17 protein-coding genes and 3 tRNA genes are annotated in these 22,808 nt (G+C 60.5%); 10 read left to right on the forward strand and 10 right to left on the reverse strand.

The genetic code is table 11. The features are described 5' to 3' along the window. Positions 1-5: 5 nt before the first annotated feature. Both ACP3TA_RS00750 and ACP3TA_RS00755 read right to left on the reverse strand, forming a co-directional pair. Positions 6-5,981, reverse strand: coding sequence for an alpha-2-macroglobulin (locus ACP3TA_RS00750; RefSeq protein ID WP_206196276.1), 5,976 nt, complete (start codon positions 5,979-5,981; stop codon positions 6-8). 146 nt (positions 5,982-6,127) lie between these two features. After that, on the reverse strand, positions 6,128-6,454 hold the full coding sequence (locus tag ACP3TA_RS00755) for a YqcC family protein (protein ID WP_033644943.1): 327 nt from the start codon (positions 6,452-6,454) through the stop codon (positions 6,128-6,130). A 178-nt stretch (positions 6,455-6,632) separates the two neighbouring features. On the opposite strand from ACP3TA_RS00755, the gene ACP3TA_RS00760 reads away from it, so the two are divergent. Further along, positions 6,633-7,871 carry an MFS transporter gene (locus tag ACP3TA_RS00760; RefSeq protein WP_033644867.1) on the forward strand — a complete coding sequence of 413 codons (1,239 nt, stop codon included), beginning with the start codon at positions 6,633-6,635 and terminating at the stop codon, positions 7,869-7,871. 609 nt (positions 7,872-8,480) lie between these two features. Here ACP3TA_RS00760 and syd read toward each other — a convergent pair. Next, positions 8,481-9,029, reverse strand: a complete 549-nt coding sequence (syd, locus tag ACP3TA_RS00765) for a SecY-interacting protein (protein WP_033644866.1) — start codon at positions 9,027-9,029, stop codon at positions 8,481-8,483. 63 nt (positions 9,030-9,092) lie between these two features. Between syd and queF the strand changes: the two genes are divergently transcribed. From queF to xni, 3 genes are all read left to right on the forward strand, one after another. Then, a complete protein-coding gene (gene queF, locus ACP3TA_RS00770; RefSeq protein WP_033644864.1) occupies positions 9,093-9,938 on the forward strand; it encodes an NADPH-dependent 7-cyano-7-deazaguanine reductase QueF in 846 nt (281 codons plus the stop codon). A gap of 192 nt (positions 9,939-10,130) precedes the next feature. Next, positions 10,131-11,495, forward strand: coding sequence for a nucleotide 5'-monophosphate nucleosidase PpnN (ppnN, locus tag ACP3TA_RS00775; RefSeq protein ID WP_019455737.1), 1,365 nt, complete (start codon positions 10,131-10,133; stop codon positions 11,493-11,495). 54 nt (positions 11,496-11,549) lie between these two features. After that, a complete protein-coding gene (gene xni / locus ACP3TA_RS00780; protein WP_046687718.1) occupies positions 11,550-12,308 on the forward strand; it encodes a flap endonuclease Xni in 759 nt (252 codons plus the stop codon). Between the two features lie 39 nt (positions 12,309-12,347). On the opposite strand, the gene rlmM is transcribed toward xni, so the two are convergent. From rlmM to ACP3TA_RS00800, 4 genes are all read right to left on the reverse strand, one after another. Then, positions 12,348-13,451, reverse strand: a complete 1,104-nt coding sequence (gene rlmM, locus ACP3TA_RS00785) for a 23S rRNA (cytidine(2498)-2'-O)-methyltransferase RlmM (protein WP_069100475.1) — start codon at positions 13,449-13,451, stop codon at positions 12,348-12,350. Next, the gene (locus ACP3TA_RS00790; RefSeq protein WP_004931896.1) at positions 13,444-13,839 is read right to left on the reverse strand and encodes a DUF423 domain-containing protein; all 396 of its coding nucleotides are present in this window, start codon (positions 13,837-13,839) and stop codon (positions 13,444-13,446) included. Before ACP3TA_RS00790 ends, rlmM begins: the two co-directional genes overlap by 8 nt. A gap of 51 nt (positions 13,840-13,890) precedes the next feature. Then, entirely contained in the window at positions 13,891-14,808 is a 918-nt protein-coding gene (locus ACP3TA_RS00795; protein ID WP_004931894.1) for a transcriptional regulator GcvA, read from the reverse strand. A 386-nt stretch (positions 14,809-15,194) separates the two neighbouring features. Then, on the reverse strand, positions 15,195-15,419 hold the full coding sequence (locus ACP3TA_RS00800) for a YgdI/YgdR family lipoprotein (RefSeq protein ID WP_025304050.1): 225 nt from the start codon (positions 15,417-15,419) through the stop codon (positions 15,195-15,197). A 196-nt stretch (positions 15,420-15,615) separates the two neighbouring features. Here ACP3TA_RS00800 and csdA point away from each other — a divergent pair, with 196 nt between their 5' ends. Together csdA and csdE are read left to right on the forward strand one after the other, a co-directional pair. Then, positions 15,616-16,821 carry a cysteine desulfurase CsdA gene (gene csdA / locus ACP3TA_RS00805; RefSeq protein WP_426784479.1) on the forward strand — a complete coding sequence of 402 codons (1,206 nt, stop codon included), beginning with the start codon at positions 15,616-15,618 and terminating at the stop codon, positions 16,819-16,821. Positions 16,822-16,840: 19 nt separating this feature from the next. Next, the gene (csdE, locus tag ACP3TA_RS00810) at positions 16,841-17,275 is read left to right on the forward strand and encodes a cysteine desulfurase sulfur acceptor subunit CsdE (RefSeq protein WP_046687719.1); all 435 of its coding nucleotides are present in this window, start codon (positions 16,841-16,843) and stop codon (positions 17,273-17,275) included. On the opposite strand, the gene tcdA is transcribed toward csdE, so the two are convergent. Next, the gene (tcdA, locus tag ACP3TA_RS00815) at positions 17,266-18,072 is read right to left on the reverse strand and encodes a tRNA cyclic N6-threonylcarbamoyladenosine(37) synthase TcdA (RefSeq protein ID WP_004931886.1); all 807 of its coding nucleotides are present in this window, start codon (positions 18,070-18,072) and stop codon (positions 17,266-17,268) included. The two genes, csdE and tcdA, sit on opposite strands and share 10 nt — an antisense overlap. 84 nt (positions 18,073-18,156) lie before the next feature. Beyond that, on the reverse strand, positions 18,157-19,293 hold the full coding sequence (gene mltA, locus ACP3TA_RS00820) for a murein transglycosylase A (RefSeq protein ID WP_033644860.1): 1,137 nt from the start codon (positions 19,291-19,293) through the stop codon (positions 18,157-18,159). 216 nt (positions 19,294-19,509) lie between these two features. Between mltA and ACP3TA_RS00825 the strand changes: the two genes are divergently transcribed. The 3 genes from ACP3TA_RS00825 to ACP3TA_RS00835 all read left to right on the forward strand — a co-directional run bounded on the left by ACP3TA_RS00825 (position 19,510) and on the right by ACP3TA_RS00835 (position 19,863). Beyond that, positions 19,510-19,586, forward strand: a tRNA-Met gene (locus ACP3TA_RS00825). 58 nt (positions 19,587-19,644) lie between these two features. Beyond that, positions 19,645-19,721, forward strand: a tRNA-Met gene (locus ACP3TA_RS00830). A gap of 65 nt (positions 19,722-19,786) precedes the next feature. Further along, positions 19,787-19,863: transfer RNA gene (locus tag ACP3TA_RS00835), tRNA-Met, on the forward strand. Positions 19,864-19,953: 90 nt separating this feature from the next. On the opposite strand, the gene amiC is transcribed toward ACP3TA_RS00835, so the two are convergent. Then, positions 19,954-21,207, reverse strand: a complete 1,254-nt coding sequence (gene amiC, locus ACP3TA_RS00840) for an N-acetylmuramoyl-L-alanine amidase AmiC (RefSeq protein ID WP_033644859.1) — start codon at positions 21,205-21,207, stop codon at positions 19,954-19,956. Positions 21,208-21,446: 239 nt separating this feature from the next. On the opposite strand from amiC, the gene argA reads away from it, so the two are divergent. Further along, on the forward strand, positions 21,447-22,772 hold the full coding sequence (gene argA / locus ACP3TA_RS00845; protein WP_015378910.1) for an amino-acid N-acetyltransferase: 1,326 nt from the start codon (positions 21,447-21,449) through the stop codon (positions 22,770-22,772). The last annotated feature ends 36 nt before the right edge of the window (positions 22,773-22,808 follow it).

The raw sequence follows: 22,808 nt of genomic DNA on the forward strand, positions 1-22,808 counted from the left end.
ACGGCCTAGTCGTTGCCCGCCGGCACCACCACCAGCTTGCCGCCGCCGGCCGACATGGCCTGCACTTCTCGGTCATACATGGCTTCGCCGTAGGCCGGTGGAATAATAAAGCTGCCGGTATTGGTGGCCTTGATCTGATAGACGAACTCCTGCACCTCGGTGCCGGCGCTGCCGTAGATAATCACCCGATCTTCACGGATGTCGCTGTAATCCGGCGCCCAGGTGGAGCCGGTGGCGGCCAGCGGCGACTGCCAGCCGCCGCGATCGTCGCTCTCCTCACCGGCATCGGCCGGTTCCGGCGGCGTCTGCTGCACCACTTCGAACCCGCCCGGCAGCAGATCGACAATCGCCAGGTTGCTCTGCCCCTCTTTCGAGTTGGCGCGCACCTTCAGATGGACGTTGATCTTCTGCCCCAGCGTCACCTGCGTCACCGGTTTGCCCTGTTCGTCGGTGTACTCGCGGACGATCTCAATCCCGCGCGACAGCGCTTTTTGCGGCGCGTTCAGATCGTAACCGGCCTGCGTCACCACATACCAGGCCGGCGCGCTGCCGCCGTTGGTGAAGCGCACGGCGGTGGCATCGGCGTTGAACTGCCCCTGAACGAACAGCCCCTGCAGCTCACTGATGCGCTGCGGGTCGCCGCCGCTTTTGCCCACCTGCACGATGCCTAACGCGTCCGCATTGGCGGATTGCGCCGCCACCTGGGCCGAATAGCTTTCCAGCGCCAGGATGCTCATTGCAGAGGAGTAGGTGGTATAACGCTCTTCCTTCAGTGCCTTGACCATATTCTCCAGCACCTGCGGCGGAATCGACGCCACCTTCTCAGGGAAGTGACGGGTAATCAAATACAGCCGCGTCGCATCCTGCACCAGCGGATCGAAATAGTTCTGCGTCCACCAGGCGCTGTCATAGGCTTTGCTCAGTTGCTGCCAGCTGGGTTGCAACAGCGCGGCGGCTTCGTCGTCCATCTTCAACAAACGATAGGAAGAGGCCAGATACAGCGCGCTCAGATCGGTTTTCCACCCTTCGCCATAGCGTTTTTGCAGCGTATCCTGCACGGCCGCCAGCGAGTTGGTGGTCACTTCGCCCTGCAGCGTCAGCAGGTAGACCGCCCAACTACGCAGGCGCAGCAGATACAGATCGTCGAAACCGCTGGCCGCCAGCTCGCGCAGCGCGCCGTTAGCTTCGTCCAGCATGCCTTCCGGCAGGGCGTAACCCGCCGCTTTGGCTTCGAGCAGATATTGCACCACATAAGGCGTGACGAAAGGATCGGCATCCGGCGACGAACGCCAGGCGCCGATCGCCCCGCTGTCGTTCTGACGGGCGCGCAGCACGCCCAGCAGGTTGCGCAGCTGCTTGCTGACTTCCGCCTGGCTCAGGCTGCCTTTCATCTCTGGATGGCGGCTCTGCAACATCAGCGGAATGGAACGGCTGACGATCTGCTCGGAACAGTAATACGGATAATCCGCCAGGTATTGCGCCAACCCGCTGGTCAGCACCAGCGGCGAATTCGACACTGCCGCCCGGCGCTGCGCGAAAGCGTCGAACATCTGGCGCAGGCCATCGACGTTCTGGCTGCCGCCGCTCATGCGCCCCATCACCGATTGAGTACGGTACGGCGCCGCCGGCCGCACCGAGGTGCTGACGGTGCGACGGCTGGCCTGGTCGCCGTAACGGGCGTCGAACACCAGCGGCGCATCGCCCAAAACGGCTTTGGCGCGCAGACGGAAGGCGATCACGCCCTCGCGTTTTTCCGCTAGCGTCAGGCTTTGCGTCGCGTTGCCCACCACCTCCAATTGCGGCGGCGGCGTCAGCAGGACGTTGATGGCTGCCGACTGGCCGTTCAGCCCTTCGAGGTTGTTGCTGACGCCCACGCTGACGTCGAACTCATCGCCCGGCGCCACCATCGCCGGCACGTTCGGCGTCATGATGAAGCTGTCGCGCACCGTAGCGGCGGTTTGCGCCTTGCCGATTTTCTCCGGCGTCACCGAAATCGCCATGACGCGGATCTTGCCGTTGAAGTAATCCGGCACCGGATAGACGAACTGTTTCTCGCCGCTGACCTCGGTAATGCCGGACCAATAGGCCACCGGCTTATCGCGCTTGCGCTTGAACGGGTTGAGGTTGAGATCCAGCCCTTCGCCCGCATCGCCGCCCGGCGCCGCGGTCAGCGCCATCAGCTTGCTGAATTCCGGCAGGATCAGATCGAGGATCTGCGAGCTGCTCACGTTCAGTTCGCGCTTGCTGAAGAAGAACTCCAGCGGATCCTTCAGGCGATAACGCGCCACCTGCAGAATACCCTCATCGACGGCGAACAGCGCCACCTGCTGCGGCGCATCGGTCTTGACCGTCATCGTCAGGTTTTCACCCGGTTTGATGACCTCCGGTGCCGTCACCTCAAGGCTGTTTTGGCGCGCCTTGGTACTGATCTTGAACGGCATCACGCCATAGCTCAGCGGGCTCATGAAGATCTCGCTGGAGTTGATGTCGCGCACGAACTGCACGTTGATGTAGCCGTTGCCCTCCATGCCGGCCGGCACGCGGATCGTCTGCACCGAGCTGGTGGTGTCGGTGTGGAACCACTGCCAGGCGTAAACCTTGTCCTTCTCGATGGTGATCAAGCCGCTGCCGGTATAGGGCGCGTTAATCGCCACCTCGATCTCTTCACCGGGCTGGTATTCCGCCTGGTTGAGTTTTAGCTTCAGTTCGGCGTTGCGATCCAGCGAACGACTCAGGTTGGCGTTGCCGGCCACGCTGTAGGCGACGCGGTTGAGCGTCTTGCCCTGCGCATCTTCGATCACCAGCACGAAGTCGCCCGGCTTATCGGTCGCCAGCCGCAGCTCCGCGCCCTGATCGCCCAGCGCCAGCGGCTGTTCCGAGAGCTGCACTTCCTTCATCTTCGACTGATATTTGTAAACGCCCGAATCCTGTTTGGTCAGCACCGAAATGTATTTCTGTTCGATCAGCACCTGCTTCAGGTTCGGCATGGCGATCTGTTTCAAGGCCGGATCAATGGCGATCACATTCAGATGCCGCTCCGCATCGCGATTGATGTAGCCCAGATCGCCGTCGGCCTTCACCCCAATCAGGTAATCGTAAGGCGAAACCAGCGTACGGGCGGTAGCCGCCACCGAGCGACCGCCGCCGGCAACGAACGCCTCCGACAACAGCTGCAGCTGATAAGTGGCGTCGGCGTAAGATTTCAGATCGAGCGGAATATCAGCCGCGCCGTGTTCATCGGTGGTGCGATCTTCCAGCTCGGTTTCGAACCCGTCGCTGTTTTGTCGGTTTTCGTAGAACGCATAATCCGGGAAGCGATCGAAGCTCGGATACATTGGCCGCAGCGTCAGCCTGGTGGTCACACGGCGATCTTGCGCCGGGGTGCCGAACAGGTTCTGCACATCGATGCTGGCCTTCAGCTCAGACGGCTTGACCCAGCCTTGCTGGCGGTCCGGCGTCAACGCCAGCTTCACTTTCAGTTGATCCGGCTCGAACTCCTTCACATTGACTGCGGTATGGCCGAGCAGCGTGGAGGTGTCGTTGTTTTTGCCGATCAGATACAGATAAACGTTCCACTCGCCGGTGGGCGAGTTTTCATCGGTGGTATAGCTCAGTTCGTTGAAACCGCTGGCGCCCAGCGTCAGCGGCACGGTGGACATCAGCTTGTCGCGCGGATCGCGAATTTCTGCGCGCACCGGCACACCGGCGAGGCCAACGCGCCAGTCGGCGGCGCGAGTGATCAGGCCGATATTGAAGGTGTCTCCCGGCCGATACACGCCGCGGTCGGAGAACAGGTAGCTGCTGAGCGTGCGCGGATCGGTCGGCGTTTGTTCACCGGCAACGTCGAAGCGCGAGAAATCCAGCCCGCGATCGTTATAGCTGCCGGTCGGCAGGAAGGAGACATCCCCTTCTTTCTCCACCAGGAACATCACCGGCTGGCGCTCGTTGGTGTACACATCCAGCGCCGGGAAACGCACGTGGCCGTCGGCGCCGGTGGTTTGGCTGAGCAGCGTCACGCCGTTTTTGGCCACCACCGATACGTTGGCGCCGCTGACCGGCGCACCGCTTTGGATCGACTGCACGAAGACGTCGCGCGTCTTATCCTGCGAGCTCTTGGCGACGATGCCCAGATCGGTCACCACCACAAAACGCGAATCGCCGACGTCGGGCTGCTCTTCCCCTGCGCTCTCGTTCTGTTCCTGCTCCTGCTCGGCGCCCGCCTCTTCCGCCGCCGGTTTGCGATTCGGCTGCCATTCCGACAGCGTCAACAGAAACACCCCACGATGGGAACTGGCGTTGGTGGAGAGATAGCGGGAAAGATCGATGCCCTGATAGTTCACTTCCCCCGGCCGCTCGTTGTTGAGCGCCGTCTGGTATTTGAAATGCTCGGTGAAATACTCATCGTTGAGCCGGTTGAATTCCGTGGACGAGTATTCCCGGCTTTTGAAGGAAACAATGTGCTGCAGCTGACTCGGGATCACCCGCTTGATGTCCAGCCGCAGGCCCGCCACGTTGCGCGCCGCCACGCTGATCTGCTTGTCGCCGTTGACCGACAGCAGCGAGCCCTGCGACATGAACTGCAGCGATTTCGGGAACTCCGGCACTTCGACCACCCGATAAACCTTCTTCGGCATTTTGTAACCGCCGGCGGAGATCAGCTGGTTATCGATCTCGAGCAGCATAAAGCGGTGCGCCGGGGCGTCAAAACGGAAGCTGAACTGCGGCTGATAGGCCTCTTCCGCCTCGTTAAGCGTCAACGGCAGCGGCGTCGCCTGCGCCAGCACGTTCTTGCCGACGCTGTCTACCGTCCATGGGTAAAAGTCTTCAGCATCATTGGCGGCCTCGGCATCGCTCGGATCGTGCTGCGGCAGCAGCCAGGCTTTCGCGGCTCGCGCCAGCTCTTTATCCTTCACCGCATCGCTGAAACCAACCACCAGCGCACGCTGCCCTTTGCCGCCGTCGGTGTCCACCACCTGGGCGCTGGCGTCGCTCAGCGCCAGGCTGTACAGGGTGGGAACCTTGACCCAGTTGCTTTTCGCCTCTTCGACCGCGTTGCCGGCCGCCGTCGATTTAACGCCCTTGCCGACGGTCAGATGTACCGCGCCGCCCTGATCCAGCGCCTGCAGCGGCTCGGAATGCACCCAGGCGTTCAGTTTTTTCTCGTCATATACCAGAGAGAAATTCAGCTTCTTCTCGGAGGTGGCGCTGCCTTCTTTCAATCCCAGCGAAATCTGTTTTTCAAAGCTGGCGACGTCGACCGGCGCGTTGAACTGCAGATTGAAAATCGCGCTGCGTTTCTGCGCATTCTGCGGATCGCGGTAGTACTCGGCCTGCCCCAGACGGTAGCCGAACGCAGGCACGGTGAAGGCATAGCGGGTTTTGGCGAGTTTGACCTGCGGCGCCAGCAAGGTAGCGGGCTCGAGGGTCACGTCATATTTCGCGCCCATCGGCAGCGGCTTTTTCGGCGTGAACACCAGCGTCGATTCATTGTTCCACGCCCACTGCCCTTCCGCCGTCGGTTTGAGGGTGATGCCGGCGCTCACGGTTTTGCCCACCGCGGCGATCGGCGCGACCGAGCCGCTGAAGGCCAGACTCACCGTTTGTGGCGCTTGCCGGGCGGCGGTGTAATCTATCGGCGCGGGGTTAGCCAGCGATGCGCTGACCTCCTGAACCACCATCGGCGCCGGTTCGATCGGCTGAGGCCGATTTTGCCACCAGTGCCAACCGTAAAACGCGCCGCCCGCGGCGCCTGCCAGCAGCAGCAGGCCCAGACCGATCGCTTTCGGATGTTTATCCACGCCGCTTTCCAGCCGCAGAAAACCGCGCGGCAGCGCAGCCCACCAGGCCGGCGCGCGCCAGCTGAGGTTGCCGACCAGCGGTCTCAGCAACCGCCCCAACAGCGACAAGACCCCACCCAACAGGCGGCAAACGCCCTTAACCAGGGTAAAAGGCAAACGAAGGATAAACCTTAATAAATCCATTATTGCAACACCTCATCATCCTAATGCAGCCCCCGGTCAACCGCCGCGGTTTAACCGAGCCGAAAGACGCCGTCGGCTCTCCTGCCCGGCATCCGCGCGAGTACTCTACACTGCCGGGCGGCAAAAATCTGCGCGCCGCCGGCGAATTACGGCTCTTTATTCAACATCAAATCCAACTGCTGCAGCAGCACCAACAGCGGCAGACTGCTCGGCTCACGCTCCTTCAACGCCTCCTCGAAGTAAGGCGTGATGGCAAAACGCGTCGGCAGCGGCGCTTCGGCGTCCAACAGCGCATACATGCGTGGCAGAAACACCCACTGCAGCCAAGCCTCGGCCGACATGCTGTCGATGCAGAACGGCTCGGTGCTGGAGAAAGCCTCAGGCTCGGGCGGCGCGGCCTGCCACAAGGCCAAATCGCGCATGGATTGTTCAATCGCCTGCAAACTGCGGCGAACCTGATTATGTATACTCATCTGCATTCCCGATCTCTTTTCATCATGATATTCAGCTCGCTGGCTGAGAGGCGGCAAAGCATAGCATTTTTATAGCCCAAATTTGGCGCGCCCGAGACCGGCTGCCGTTTTTATCTGGTGGCGTGCGCCGCCGCGCGGCACAATAGGCCCACCGAATTCACCACACAGATAAAGATTCATGTCCGTAATAACAGAGAAAAAAAATCACGCGACGCCCGGTAAGGCCATGCTGGCCTCGGTCACCGGTTACGCCATGGACGGGTTTGACCTGCTGATCCTCGGCTTTATGCTGCCGGCCATCAGCATCGAATTAGGATTAACCTCATCGGCCGCCGGTTCGCTGGTCACCTGGACGCTGATCGGCGCAGTGCTGGGCGGCGTGATCTTCGGCCATCTCAGCGATCGCTTCGGCCGCATCCGGGTGCTGACTATCACCATCCTGATGTTTTCCCTGTTCACCGGCCTGTGCGCCGTGGCGCAAGGCTATTGGGATCTACTCGCCTATCGCACGCTGGCGGGCATCGGGCTGGGCGGCGAGTTCGGCATCGGCATGGCGCTGATCGCCGAAGCCTGGCCGGCGGAGAAACGCAACCGCGCTTCGGCCTACGTCGGCATGGGCTGGCAGTTGGGGGTGCTGGCGGCCGCTTTCCTGACGCCGCTGCTGCTGGAACATATCGGCTGGCGCGGCATGTTCCTGGTCGGCCTGCTGCCGGCGCTGGCGTCATTCCTGATCCGCCGCACGCTGGGCGAACCGGAGGAATTCGTGCGGCAGAAAGACGCCGGGCAGCCGCTCTCCTTCCTTCAGCGTTTGCGCCTGCTGTTTAAGGATCGCGCCACCAGCAAGGCCAGCATCGGCATCTTCATTCTCTGTTCGGTGCAGAACTTCGGCTACTACGGGCTGATGATCTGGATGCCGACTTATCTGGCGAAAAACTTCGGCTTCTCGCTCACCAAGTCCGGCCTGTGGACGGCGGTGACGGTGGTCGGCATGACGTTCGGCATCTGGCTGTTCGGCGTCCTGGCCGACCGCTTCGCCCGCTGGAAGATTTTCGTGCTGTATCAGGTCGGCGCGGTGGTGATGGTGATCGGCTACGCCCAGTTGAGCGATCCGATGCTGATGCTGTTCGCCGGCGCAGTGATGGGCATGTTCGTCAACGGCATGATCGGCGGTTACGGCGCGTTGATTTCCGATACCTACCCGGTGCAAGCACGCGCCACCGCGCAAAACATCCTGTTCAATCTGGGACGCGGCGTCGGCGGCCTGGGGCCATTGGTGATCGGCGCGCTGGTGACGCAGGTGTCGTTTACCGCCGCCATCAGCCTGTTGGCGGCGATTTACCTGCTGGATATCTACGCCACGCTGTTCCTGCTGCCGAAAAAACAGGGCGCAGGCGATACGCTGGGCGCGATTGGTTAACGCGGAAGAAGGATTGAGACGGGGCGCACGCGCGGCGGAATAGAACAAAAAGTTGGGGGCACTGCGTTAACAGTGCCCCCGGTTCGTTTTATAGCCATCCCGCTACACAGCATGCTCCCTGCTCAATCCTTGAAAACTTTTCCTGCGGCCATCCTGACCAAGTGGTCCTTGCATCATCCTGCAGCATCGTCCTGACGCGGTTCCTCAGCCTTCCTGACCCGCCGACAGTCCTGCGCCGGCTCTCAATCTCCGTCCTGGAGGTGTCCTTGGTTTCAATCCTGAAACATCCTGGGCATCTCCTGACGCCATCCCTCGCTCTTGCCTGAGCGCATCCCTTTCTTCTTCCTGAAGCTGCATCATCCTGATGCTTTCCTGCTCCGCCGGGTCCGTGCCGGTAATGATAAGATCGCTCAAATTTCCCGGAATCACAAGGGTTTGAGAGGTGTCTCACACTAAATTAAGACTAAGAGTTATCCTAAAGAAATTCTAACCAATTGATCTGGATAACAATAATCTCATGGTCCAAAGAGAGGTGAAAAAAATTAAGAGCGATCTCTCACAGCCCGTGTGAGAGATCTCTTACACGACCGACGGCGAATCCGCCGCGCTTCAGTCCAGCACTGGGCGCAGCGCATCGAGGAAATTCCCCAGCGTCGCCGCCAACAAGGTGCGCTTATCGCTGCCGAACTGCTCCAGCACCACGTTGCCGCTGACGTTGCACAGCGACACCATCGTCATCTCGGATTCGGTGGTCGCCAGGAAGAGGGTCGGTGACAATTTGAGGCGCTTTTGCGTCACCAGATGGCCGATCAGATTCTCCTGCAGGCGGATGAAATCCTCTTCGCTCCATACCTGCAGCAGGCTCAGGCGATGCTCCCCAAATTGCGCGCTCATGTCACCGGCGTATTGCTGCGTGTAGAAACGGTGCGCATCCGGCTGCAAACGCAGCTCCAGCGCGGCCTCTACCTTCTCCAGCGTCGCCGCCGGTTCGAAAGGCTGCGGCAACCACAGCACGTCGTCCTCGCGATTCTCCACGATGCAGGGCGACGGCACGCCGTACAGCGCTTCGCTGGCCGGCGCGTGGCCGCGCTCTTGCTGCCACAACTCGACATAGCGTTGAGTGAATTCACGCAGAGCGTGCGATACATCATGGTCCATATTCTTTCTCGCATACGTTAAACTGACGGCCATTGTACCTATCTCTGACCGAGGTGACAGCAGATGTCCTCATATCAAGACCACCAGGCCCTGTCAGGGCTGACGCTGGGCAAACCCACCGCCTATCGCGATCGCTACGACGCCACGCTGCTGCAGGCGGTGCCGCGCAGCATGAACCGCGAGCCGCTGGGGCTGTATCCCGACAACCTGCCCTTCCACGGCGCGGACATCTGGACGCTGTACGAACTCTCCTGGCTGAACGCCAACGGGCTGCCTCAGGTGGCGGTGGGCGAGATCGGCCTCAACGCCGACAGCCTGAACCTGATCGAATCGAAAAGCTTCAAGCTGTATCTCAACAGCTTCAACCAAACGCCGTTCGCCGATTGGGAAACGGTGCGCAGCACGCTGCAACGCGATTTGTCCGCCTGCGCCCAAGGCGAGGTGAGCGTCACTCTGTTCAGCGTCGACCAACTGGAAGGCAGCCCGATCGCTCGTCTGGCCGGCGACTGCATCGACCAGCAGGATATTCGCATCGACAATTATGAGTTCAACGCCGACTACCTGCAGAACGCCGCCGGTGAAGAGGTAGTGGAAGAGCAATTGGTCAGCCACCTGCTGAAGTCCAACTGCCTGATCACCCATCAGCCGGACTGGGGCTCGGTGCAGATAAGCTACCGCGGCGGCAAGCTCGATCGCGAAGCGCTGCTGCGCTATCTGGTTTCCTTCCGCCACCACAACGAATTCCACGAGCAATGCGTCGAGCGCATCTTCAACGATCTGATGCGCTATTGCCGGCCGCAAAGCCTGACGGTTTACGCCCGCTATACCCGCCGCGGCGGACTGGATATCAACCCGTGGCGCAGCAACGTCGCGTTCGCTCCCGAGCACGGCCGCCTGGCGCGCCAATAAGTGCGAAACATTGCTCAACAACTGAGCTAACGAGCGGTTTGTGTTGGTAAAAGCGCAGGGACGGCGGTAAGGTTAAAACGAGGCTGCGGCCGGGCAGAGCGCCCGCTTCGCCGCAGCACGCCAACCATAACGAGATGCTGTTTTGCTGCGTATGGATTACTACCGCCCCACACCGGGTGCAAAGGAGTTACCTTGATTACACACATCAGCCCGCTTGGCTCTATGGATTTATTGTCGCAGCTGGAAGTAGACATGCTGAAGCGCACCGCCAGCAGCGACCTGTACCGCCTGTTTCGCAACTGTTCGCTGGCCGTGTTGAACTCCGGCAGCCAAACCGACAACAGCAAACAGCTGCTGTCGCGCTATGAAACCTTCGATATCAACGTGCTGCGCCGCGAGCGTGGCGTGAAGCTGGAGCTGGTCAATCCGCCGGAAGAGGCGTTCGTCGACGGCCGCATCATCCGTTCACTGCAGGCCAACCTGTTCGCCGTGTTGCGCGACATTCTGTTCGTGCACGGCCAAATCGCCAGCGCCGGCCGTTTCCAACACCTGAACCTGGAAAACTCGGCCCACATCACCAACCTGGTGTTCTCGATCCTGCGCAATGCGCGCACGCTGCATCTGGATGAGGATCCCAACATGGTGGTGTGCTGGGGCGGGCACTCGATCAACGAGAACGAATACCTGTACGCGCGTAAGGTCGGCAGCCAGCTGGGCCTGCGCGAGTTGAACATCTGCACCGGCTGCGGGCCGGGTGCCATGGAAGCGCCGATGAAAGGCGCGGCGGTCGGCCACGCGCAGCAGCGTTACCGCAACAGCCGCTTCATCGGCATGACCGAGCCGTCAATCATCGCCGCCGAGCCGCCTAACCCGCTGGTGAACGAGCTGGTGATCATGCCGGACATCGAAAAACGTCTGGAAGCGTTCGTGCGCATCGCGCACGGCATCATCATCTTCCCGGGCGGCGTCGGCACTGCCGAAGAGCTGCTGTACCTGCTGGGAATCCTGATGAACCCGGAGAACAGCGAGCAGGTGCTGCCGCTGATCCTGACCGGGCCAAAAGAGAGCGCCGATTACTTCCGCGTGCTGGACGAGTTCATCATGAACACGCTGGGCGACGCCGCGCGCCGTCACTACACCATCATCATCGACGATCCGGCGGAAGTGGCACGGCAAATGAAAAAAGCCATGCCGCTGGTGAAGGAGAACCGCCGCAACACCGGCGACGCCTACAGCTTCAACTGGTCGATCCGCATCGCACCGGATCTGCAGCTGCCGTTCGAGCCGACCCACGAGAACATGGCAAACCTCAATCTGTATCCGAACCAGCCGCCGGAGCAATTGGCCGCCGCGCTGCGCCGCGCCTTCTCCGGCATCGTGGCCGGCAACGTGAAGGAAAACGGCATCCACGCCATTGAGCAGTTCGGCCCGTACAAGCTGCACGGCGAACCGCAGATGATGAAGCAGATGGACAGCCTGCTGCAGGGCTTTGTCGCCCAGCACCGCATGAAGCTGCCGGGCAGCGCCTATGTGCCCTGCTACGAAATCGTCGCCTGATCCTCAATCCCGGGCGGCGTAACGGCCGCCCTGTTTTTTCTGACCTTGCCGCCCATGATGATACACCTACTGATTGTCGACGCCCTGAACCTCATCCGCCGCATTCACGCCGTACAGGGCTCCCCTTGCGTCAACGCCTGTCGCCACGCGCTGCAGCAGTTGCTTCAGCACAGCCGCCCGACCCACGCGGTGGCGGTATTTGACGAGGACGACCGCAGCGAAAGCTGGCGTCACAAAATTCTGCCGGACTACAAGGCCGGGCGCTCGCCGATGCCGGAAAACCTGCAACAGGAGATGCCGCAGCTGCGTGAGGCCTTCGCCGAACTGGGCGTCGCCAGCTGGCATTCACCCGGCAACGAGGCAGACGATCTGGCGGCCACGCTGGCGGCGAAGGTCGCCGGCGGCGGCCACCAGGTGACCATCGTCTCCACCGACAAAGGCTATTGCCAACTGCTGGCGCCGAACGTACAGATCCGCGATTACTTCCAGAAACGCTGGTTGGATATGCCTTTCGTGCAGCAGGAATTCGGCGTGCTGCCGCAGCAACTGCCGGACTACTGGGGGTTAGCGGGGATCGGCAGCAGCAAGATCCCCGGCGTGGCCGGCATCGGGCCGAAAACCGCCGTGCTGCTGTTGCAGCAGTCGGGCAGTCTGGACGGGATCTATCAGCACCTGGAGCAGGTGCCGGAGAAATGGCGCGGCAAGCTGGAGCAGCACCGCGAGCTGGCCTACGTCAGCAAACAAGTCGCCACGCTGCGCACCGATCTGTCGCTGGACGGCAACCTGCAGCAGCTGCGACTGCCGATACAATAAGGGCGCTGCAAGCAGCGCCCTTCATCAGGTTTAACGCGATTAATCGCGCTCGTCGCGGCGGCCCGGCACCGCCGACCACATGCGGCGCACGTGTACGGTGATCTCTTCGCGGTCGTGATACAGCTGTTTGGCGTGCACTTCAGCGCTGATGCCGGCGGCGCTCAGCGCTTCGCGGATGCTCATCAGGTTTTGCGACACTTCCTCGTAGCGTTTTTTCATCGGCAGTTTGAGGTTAAAGATCGCTTCGCGGCACCAGCCTTTCACCAGCCACTGAATCATCAGGCTGGTCACCTTCGCCGGTTTTTCCACCATGTCGCACACCAACCAATAGATCTTGCTGCTGTTCGGCTCGAACTTGAAGCCGTCGGCGCGGTGATGCGTCACCTGGCCGGTTTCCATCAGGCTCGGCGCCATCGGGCCGTTATCCACCGAATGCACCATCATGCTGCGCTTCACCAGCTGATAGGTCCAGCCGCCTGGGCAAGCGCCCAGATCGACCGCATGCATGCCGCTGGCCAGGCGCTCGTCCCACTCGTCGGCGGGGATGAACACATGGAACGCTTCTTCCAGCTTCAGCGTCGAACGGCTCGGCGCATCGGCCGGGAAACGCAGACGCGGAATGCCCATATAGAACGGTGAGTTGTTGTTGCTGTAGGAGTAACCGACGTAACAGCAGCCCGGCGCGATGAAGAACACGTGCACCACCGGGCGAGTCGGGTTCTCCCGCGCCATCAGCACCTTCTGCTCACGCATCGCGGCGCGCAGCGGCACCGTCAGCTTGCGGCAGAATTTCATCAGCTCCTTGCTTTCGTTGGTGTCCGGCACTTCCACCCGCAGCTCGCCGCCGCGATCAACCACGCCGATCAGCATGCCGACGATCGGCGATACCCGATCTTCCGGCGGCAGATCGCGCAGCAGCTCACCCACTACGATCATTTGGCGGGCGAAAATCAGTTCGCGGAACGGAATCTCCCGCGCCAGGCGGTCGGCATCGTCCGGCTGATAGCATTCGAACAACACGTAACCGCTGTGCTCTTTTACCCGCGCAAAGCCGTAAATCTCCAGCTGGGCGGCTTTATCGGTGATCTCCGCCGCACACTCTTTTTCGAAGCCGGGGCGGCAGTACAACGCAATCTTATTCATGGCGCTCGGCCTTTTTCCTCAGACGCAAAGCGCCAATCAACATCAATATCCAGCCGATCAAGAAGCACACGCCGCCAACCGGCGTGATATATACCCAGACCTTCAGGTGCGACAGCGCCAGACAATAGAGGCTGCCGCTGAACAACACGGTGCCGAACGCCAACAGCGCTCCGCTCCAGTAAAACCACAGGCTCACGCGGCGCTGCATCGCGACCGCCAGCGCCAGGATGGCCAGGGTGTGGAACCCCTGATACTCCAGCCCGGTGCGGATCCAGGCCATTTCGTTGGCGCCCAGCGTGCCGCTTAACACATGCGCGCCGAATGCGCCCAGCGCGACAAACACAAAGCCGCTGATAGCGGCGAAAACCAGCATGGAACGGCTGCTCATCGTGATCTATCCCATTAAAAATCACCGGCCGCGGCAAGGCGGCGGCCGGCCTTATTGTTCGTAGCGGAAGCGGAACTTCTCTTGTTCGCTGGCGGCACGCGCCAGGATCCACTGCCGGAAGGCGGCTATTTTACCCAGTTCTGCCTGGCTGTCATGACATACCAGATAAAAAGCATTTTTACTGACCAACACATCGTTGAACGGGCACACCAGACGACCGGCTTCAATCTCGGTTTGCGCCATCACGTTGTTCACCAGCGCCACGCCCTGACCGTGCACCGCCGCCTGCACCACCATGGCGCTGTGGCTGAAGATTGGCCCCTGCTGCACGTTGATGTGCTGCAACCCCAGCTGGCGCGTATAGGCCAGCCAGTCGCGACGTGAAACGTCATGCAGCAGCGTATGATAAGCCAGATCGTCTGCGGTTTTCAGCGGATGATCGCCGGTCAGCAGGCTCGGCGAACAAACCGGCAGCAAATATTCCGCATACAGGCGCTCGGCGCGCAGCCCCGGCCAATTGCCGCGGCCATAGAAAATCGCCACGTCGACGTCGTCCGCCAGCTTGTCCTCTTCACGGTCCACCGCCTGGATGCGCACGTCGATGCCCGGATAAGCTGAGTTAAAGCCGGACAGACGCGGCACCAGCCACTGAATGGCGAAGCTCGGCGGCAAACTGACGGTCAATGCCCCCTTGGCGCTGCGCGCCTGCAGCTTGCGCGTCGCCTCGTTGATCGAAGAGAAGATCTCCTTGATATCAAGGTAGTAACTTTGCCCCTCTTCGGTCAGCAGCAGCGAGCGATTGCGCCGGCGAAACAGCTTCAGCCCGAGGAAGTCCTCCAGCGACTTGATCTGGTGGCTCACCGCGGCCTGAGTCACGAACAGCTCTTCCGCCGCCTTGGTGAAACTCAGGTGGCGAGCGGCCGCATCGAACACGCGCAGCGCATTGAGGGGAGGTAAGCGTTTAGACATTAAATTAGCTACTTTTGTGTAACATTAATCCGAATGATTCGGCGCCGAAAATCGGGCGGCTTTGTGTGGCAAGCCATGGACAAACGCTAACGGCGCATTGCCATTAGTTTTTTTAATCCGAGCCATTATAATTTGTCCGTTGAGGATGCGCCAGCAAATACCTATAGTGGCGGCACTTCCCGGGCCGGAACGAAAAGGGAGTGGGTGTCGAGGACGCCGATGAACTTTTGGCTTGTGGTTGTGATGTTGTGTTTGCAAATTGTCCGGCGATTCCGGACATGGTAGCTAGGCTACTGTTTTTTCACTTCCTGTACATTTACCCTGTCTGTCCATAGTGATTTTATGCAGCACCGCAAAACTTGCGGTGCTTTTTTTTTGCCTGACGGTTACTGGTTGCTTTCAACCATCTCTTTCACATCGGCGCGGTTGATCTGCTGTTCGACGCCGTTGGCGTCTTTATAGCTGATCATGCCGGTATCGTTATCCACTTTAGGCTTGCCGTCAGCGACAATGGTGCGTCCGTCATTGGTATGCATCACGTAGTTGCTGGAACAGGCGGCCAGGGTGAACGTAAGCATCAGGGCAGAGAGAACTGCGGCTGTTTTCTTCATTGAGGACTCCTTTTTAGTTTTAAATGCTGATAAATACCTTTTATGCGTATAGATGCGATTAACAAGCGCACGTTTAATAGCATAACAAACTTTCCCAATTTTGCCAGGCGATAAGTCCTAATCGGCGCGAACGCTTGTCTCCGGCGGCAAAATAGGACAGGATCACCCATCGACTCAAGCCAGTGACAATCAGGGTATGACGCCTTTTAACCCCAGCCTTTTTCGCCAACAGTTTCCCGCGCTCGCGCAGGACGGCATCTATCTGGACAGCGCCGCCACCGCGTTGAAGCCGCAGGCGGTGATCGACGCCACGCAGCAGTTTTATCGCGACGACGCCGCCACCGTGCACCGCAGCCAGCATCGGGCGGCGCAGGATCTGACCGCCCGTTTCGAGCAGGCGCGCGGCCAGGTCGCGCAACTTATCCATGCGCCGTCGGCCGACGACATCGTCTGGACGCGCGGCACCACCGAGGCGATCAACCTGGTGGCGCAGAGTTATCTGCGTCCGCGTCTGCAGCCGGGGGATGAAATTCTGGTGAGCGAAGCGGAGCACCACGCCAACCTGATCCCCTGGCTGATGGTGGCGGATCAAACCGGCGCGCGGGTAGTGAAACTGCCGATCGGCGCCGACCGTCTGCCGGACCTGGCGCAGCTGCCCGCCCTGCTCAACGATAGAACCCGCCTGTTGGCGCTGGGGCAAATGTCCAACGTCACCGGCGGCTGCCCGGATCTGGCGCCGGCGATCGCGCTGGCCCATGCCGCCGGCGCGCGCGTGATGATCGACGGCGCACAGGGCGTGGTTCACGACCCGGCCGACGTACAGCGGCTCGATATCGATTTCTACGCCTTCTCCGGCCACAAACTGTATGGCCCGACCGGCATCGGCGCGCTGTACGGCAAATCCGAGCTGCTGGCGCAGATGGCGCCGTGGCAAGGAGGGGGAAAGATGTTGACCCAGGCGTCGTTCGACGGTTTTATCCCGCAAAAACCGCCGCACGGCTTCGAAGCCGGCACGCCAAACATCGCCGGCGTGCTGGGGTTGGCCGCCGCGCTCACCTGGCTTCGCGAACAGGACATGGCGGCGGCGGAGCGCTACAGTCGCGAGCTGGCGGATCGGGCAGAACAGCGGTTGGCGCAGCTGCCGGGCTTTCGCAGCTTCCGCAGTTCCGGTTCCAGCCTGCTGGCGTTCGATATCGCCGGCGTACACCACAGCGACATCGTCACGCTGCTGGCGGAGCAAGGCATTGCGCTGCGCGCCGGCCAGCACTGCGCGCAGCCGCTGATGGCGGCGTTAGGCGTCAGCGGTACGTTGCGCGCGTCGTTCGCCCCCTACAATACTCAACAGGACGTCGATACGCTGGTCAGCGCGTTGACCCACGCCCTCGACCTGCTGGCCGACTGACTTGATTCCCGGAGACGCTATGCTCGCCCCCCATCCTTTTGGCCGAGAGATCACCGCCGAAGCGTTAATCGCCACCTTCAGCGCGCTGAAACAGTGGGAAGACCGCTACCGACAACTGATTATGCTCGCAAAACGGCTGCCGTCGCTGCCGGAGGCCTTGCGCAGTGAAGAAATGGCGTTAAGCGGGTGTGAAAACCGCGTCTGGTTGGGGCACCAGTTGCTGGAAGACGGCACGCTGCACTTTTATGGCGACAGCGAAGGCCGCATCGTGCGTGGCCTGTTGGCGGTGCTGCTGACCGAAGTGGAAGGGAAAACGCCGCAGCAGATCGCCGAATTGGATCCGCTGGCGCTGTTCGACCGCCTGGCGCTGCGCGCTCAGCTGAGCGCCACTCGCGCCAGCGGGCTGGCGGCGTTAGCCGCCGCCGTGCAGGCGATCGCCGCCCGTTACGCCTGACGCGCCGCCTTCGCCACCATCTTTTTCAGCGCGTGCGACACGGCGACGAAGCCGAAGGTGGCGGTGACCATGGTCGCCGCGCCGAAACCTGCGCTGCAATCCATTCTTTTCGGCCCCTCCGCCGTACTGCGCGAAGCGCATACCGAACCGTCCGGCTGCGGATAAACCAGCGGCTCGCTGGAAAAGACGCAGTCGATGCCCAGCTTGCCCTTGCCGTTTTTCACCACGTTAAAATCGTGCTTCAGCCGCTCGCGCAGCTTGGCGGCCAGCGGATCCTGAATGGTTTTCGCCAGATCGGCCACTTCGATTTTGGTCGGATCTATCTGCCCGCCGGCGCCGCCGGTGGTCACCACCGGGATCTTGAAGCGGCGGCAGTATGACAGCAGCGCCGCTTTCGGCCGTACGCTGTCGATTGCGTCGATGACGTAGCTGAAGTTATGGTCCAGCAGCTCGGCGACGTTGTCCGGGGTAATGAAATCGTCAATGCAGGTCACCCGGCATTCCGGGTTGATCGCCAGGATACGCTCCGCCATTACCTCGGTTTTCGATTGCCCGACATGCTGACGCAGCGCGTGGATCTGACGGTTGGTATTGGTGACGCAAACATCATCCATGTCGATCAGAGTGATGGCGCCGATGCCGGTGCGCGCCAGCGCCTCAGCCGCCCAGGAACCCACGCCGCCGATGCCGATCACGCAGACGTGCGCCTGCGCGAACACCGCCAGCGCCTGCTGGCCGTATAACCGCGCCGTGCCGCCGAAACGCTGCAGATAGGCTTCCGAATAAGCTGTGCTCATAACGCTTTAATTACCTTCGTAATGCAAATGATAAGGGCCGGAAAATCCGGCCCTTGCGGGTCAATCTTTTCACGCCGTGCGCGTTTAGCGGGTGACCAGCAACGAACCGCCGCCGTTTGACTGATTGGCGCTGAACAGCTGGCCGCCGCCGTTGTTCTTCAGCACCCAGACGCGGCCATAGTGGTTGTAGTAGCCCGCCGAGTGGCCGGCTTCCGGCCCGATGCCCTGATACATGTCAAAATGCTGGCCCTTGATGGCGCCGCCCACGTCGAGCGCGACCATCAGACGCATCTCGTATTTTCCCGTGAATTTACCCTTGTTGTCCAGCAGCGGCACTTCGGCCAGCAGCGTGGTGCCTGCCGGGATCAGTGAACGGTCGGAGGCCACCGACGCTTTGGCGATCAGCGGCACCGCGCTGGCGCCTTTCACCGGCGCAAAAGCTTCCGGGCGGAAGAACACGAACGACGGGTTCTGCTCCAGCAGCTCGCGCACCTCTGCGGCGCTGTGGGTATCCGCCCACTGACGGATCGCCTGCATCGACATGTCCGCCTTGGCCACTTCACCGCGATCGATCAGCACTTTGCCGATGCTGCGGTAGGCGTGGCCGTTCTTGCCGCCGTAGCCGAAGAACACCAGCGGCTGACCGTTACCGTAGTCGACGTAGCCGCTGCCCTGGACTTCCATCATGAAGTTGTCCATCAGCGAGTTGGTGTAAGCGATGATATAGCGATCGTCGAGCGCGCCGGAATAAATGCCCGCGCGATCCGGCAAGCGGCCCCTACCCTTCGGCGGCATGCGGTACAGCGGATAACGGAACTCGCCCTGTTGGGTATAACGCGCCTGCACCACCGGCGTGTAGTAGCCGGTAAACTGCACGTTGCCGTAATTGTCGACGCCTTCCATCTGGTAAGCGCTGAGGCCGTACTGGCTCAGCATGCGCGTGTCGGCGCCGGACGCCATCCAGTTTTGCACCGCCTGATAGGTGCTGTTGTTGCGGTTAAACAGCGAAGGCGACGCGTACTTGATCTCCATCAGCTGATCCGAATAATCCTTGGCGTTGACCGGCGAACCTTTGGCGTTGGGCTGATTGACCAGCTCCAGCGATTGATCCAGACGGCCGTCCTTATATTGCTGACCCCGATCGGTCGGCTTGGACGAACAGCCCGCCAATACCGCCACCATCAACCCGCCCAGCAGGTATTTGCCCCAACGTCCTTTCATCGCGCACACTCTCAAACTGATATGATCTACCGGCTGAACGATAACAAACGCTCATTGATAAAGGAATCGCTGCAAATAAAAAAAGCCGCACGGAGGATGGTGATGAAAAAGAAGGCAAATTGCGGGCAAATTCAGCAGAAAAACGGGTTTAGGCCAATAAAATGCAAAAAGGGTTTGCAACAAAACGCATGGAGAGTATAGTGCGCATCCATCGGACGCGGGGTGGAGCAGCCTGGTAGCTCGTCGGGCTCATAACCCGAAGGTCGTCGGTTCAAATCCGGCCCCCGCAACCAACCGATGCCGCAGTGGCGGTATTTTGCGTTTGGGTTCGATAACAAAGTATTACACGGACGCGGGGTGGAGCAGCCTGGTAGCTCGTCGGGCTCATAACCCGAAGGTCGTCGGTTCAAATCCGGCCCCCGCAACCAACCGAATGCCGTACCAGCGGCATAACATGAACGGTGGTTTCGTCGTAATACCGCATCAAGACGGACGCGGGGTGGAGCAGCCTGGTAGCTCGTCGGGCTCATAACCCGAAGGTCGTCGGTTCAAATCCGGCCCCCGCAACCAACTCTTGATGACAACAGATAAGCACCCTGACGGGTGTTTTTTTGTATCTGCAATCCGCAAAAACAGCCGGACTTGCGCCCGGCCCTGCCGCTATCGGCTCGCTAACGCGCCGCCGTTGGCGAAATAAGCCTTGATGCCCGCCAGAATCGACTCCGCCACCTGCTGCTGGAAATGGCTGGTGCGCAGCTTGCGCTCCTCTTCGATATTGCTGATAAACGCCGTTTCCACCAGGATCGACGGGATATCCGGCGCCTTCAACACCGCAAAACCGGCCTGATCGACGCGATTCTTGTGCAACCGGTTGATTTTACCCATCCGGTTCAGCACTTCCTTGCCGAACTTCAGGCTATCGTTGATGGTTGCGGTCTGGATCAAATCGAACATGGTGTGGTCGAGATAGCGGTCGCCGCTCTTGCTGACGCCACCGATTTGGTCCGAGGCGTTCTGCGTCTGCGCCAGGAACTTGGCCGCCGAGCTGGTGGCGCCTTTGGTGGACAACGCGAACACCGATGACCCGCGCGCGGCGCGGCTGGTGAAGGCGTCGGCGTGAATCGAAACGAACAGATCGGCGCGCTGCTTGCGCGCCTTGGCGACGCGCACCTTGAGCGGGATAAACACGTCTTCATTGCGCGTCATGAACACCTTCATGTTCGGCTCGCGCTTGATCATGGCGCTCAGCTTGCGGGCAATCTGCAGCACGATGTCTTTCTCGCGCGTCTTATACTTGCCGATCGCACCGGGATCTTCGCCGCCGTGGCCAGGATCCAGCATGATGACGATCGGCCGATCACGCCCCGCCTTGCCGGCCTGCGGCGCTTCGGGCGGCAGCGTGCGCTCCAGATCGCCTTTGTTGTAATCTTCCAGTAACGCCAGTAGCGGATCATACTCCTCGCCGCCGCTGCCGCCTTTAGTCGGGTAGAGATCCATCACCAGACGGTTGCGATACTCCGGCACCGGCGCCAGCGAGAACATGTGCGGGCTGACGCTTTGCTTGAGCTCCAGCACCAGCCGCACGGTATTCTGATCGAACTGGCCGACGCGCGCCTGCTTGAGATAAGGATCGTCGGCGCGCACCTGCCCGGCGATGCCCTTCAGCACGCTGTTGAGATGCACGCCTTCGATATCCACCACCACGCGATCGGGATTGGTCAGGGCGAACTGCTTGTATTTCAGTTCGACGTTGGATTCCAGCGTGACGCGGGTATAAGTGGAGGACGGCCAGACGCGCACGGCAATCACGTGCGATGACGCGGCGAAGCCCGTGCGACTCACACTCAGCAACCAGCTGGCGGCAACGCCCTGTAATAAACGACGGCGGCCCAGATTGTGATTAGCGTTTGGCATGCGGCTCCGGCAGTAATAACTGTTTACAACAGATGAAAAAAACACCAATGACTTGGGAATGCCGAAAACTTTAACCAATCATTCCAGCCCTGTCATCAGAAAATCTTTTTATGGTTTTTCAATTTATTAACGATTTAGCGCCCTTAGCTCGCTCTTCATGACGATTTCCCACTTGCCATTGGCGCAATAAAAGAATAAAAATACAAAAATATCGTATAAATATGCAAAGAGGTTTGCCCGTGAAGGAACGTAGTACAGAGCTGGTGCAAGGATTCCGTCACTCCGTCCCCTATATCAACGCCCACCGCGGCAAGACGTTTGTCATCATGCTCGGTGGGGAAGCCATCGAACACGAGAATTTTTCCAACATCGTCAATGATATCGGGCTGCTGCATAGCCTGGGCATTCGCCTGGTGGTGGTTTACGGCGCACGGCCGCAGATCGACGCCAATCTGGCGCAGCACAACTATGAACCGATCTACCACAAGCATACGCGCGTGACCGACGCCCATACGCTTGAGTTAGTCAAGCAGGCGGCCGGTTTATTGCAGCTGGACATCACCGCCCGGCTGTCGATGAGCCTCAACAACACGCCGCTGCAGGGCGCGCACATTAACGTGGTCAGCGGCAACTTCATCATCGCGCAGCCGCTGGGCGTCGATGACGGCATCGACTACTGCCACAGCGGCCGCATTCGCCGCATCGATGAAGAAGCGATCCATCGTCAGCTCGACAGCAACGCCATCGTGCTGATCGGCCCGGTCGCCGTCTCGGTGACCGGCGAGAGCTTCAACCTGACTTCGGAGGAAGTCGCGACTCAGCTGGCGATCAAACTGAAAGCGGAAAAAATGATCGGTTTCTGCTCCTCGCAGGGCGTGACCGACGCGGAAGGCAACATCCTTTCCGAGCTGTTCCCCAACGACGCGCAAAAGCGTCTTGAAGAGCTGGAGGAAGGCGGTGATTACCATTCCGGCACCGTGCGCTTCCTGCGCGGCGCGGTGAAAGGCTGCCGCAGCGGCGTGCGCCGCAGCCACCTGATCAGCTATCAGGAGGACGGCGCGCTGGTGCAAGAACTGTTCTCACGCGACGGCATCGGCACCCAAATCGTGATGGAAAGCGCCGAACAGGTGCGCCGGGCGACGATCAACGACATCGGCGGTATTCTGGAGCTCATCCGGCCGCTCGAACAGCAGGGTATTCTGGTGCGCCGTTCGCGTGAACAGCTGGAGATGGAGATCGACAAGTTCACCATTATCGAACGCGATAACCTGACCATCGCCTGCGCGGCGCTGTACCCGTTCCCGGAGGAAAAAATCGGCGAGATGGCCTGCGTGGCGGTGCATCCCGATTACCGCAGCTCTTCGCGCGGCGAGATGCTGCTGCAGCGGGTGGAAAATCAGGCGCGGCAGATGGGATTGAAGAAGCTGTTCGTGCTGACCACACGCAGCATCCACTGGTTCCAGGAGCGTGGCTTCACCCCGGCGGAGGTCGACGTGCTGCCGATGCAGAAACAGGCGTTGTACAACTACCAACGCCGCTCCAAAATTCTGCTGGCGGATCTGTAATCCCTGTGGGCGCGGCCGCTACCGCGCCCCTTCATC

Source organism: Serratia sp. 2C06, from assembly GCF_050037615.1.
Classification (GTDB): Bacteria; Pseudomonadota; Gammaproteobacteria; order Enterobacterales; family Enterobacteriaceae; genus Serratia; species Serratia ureilytica.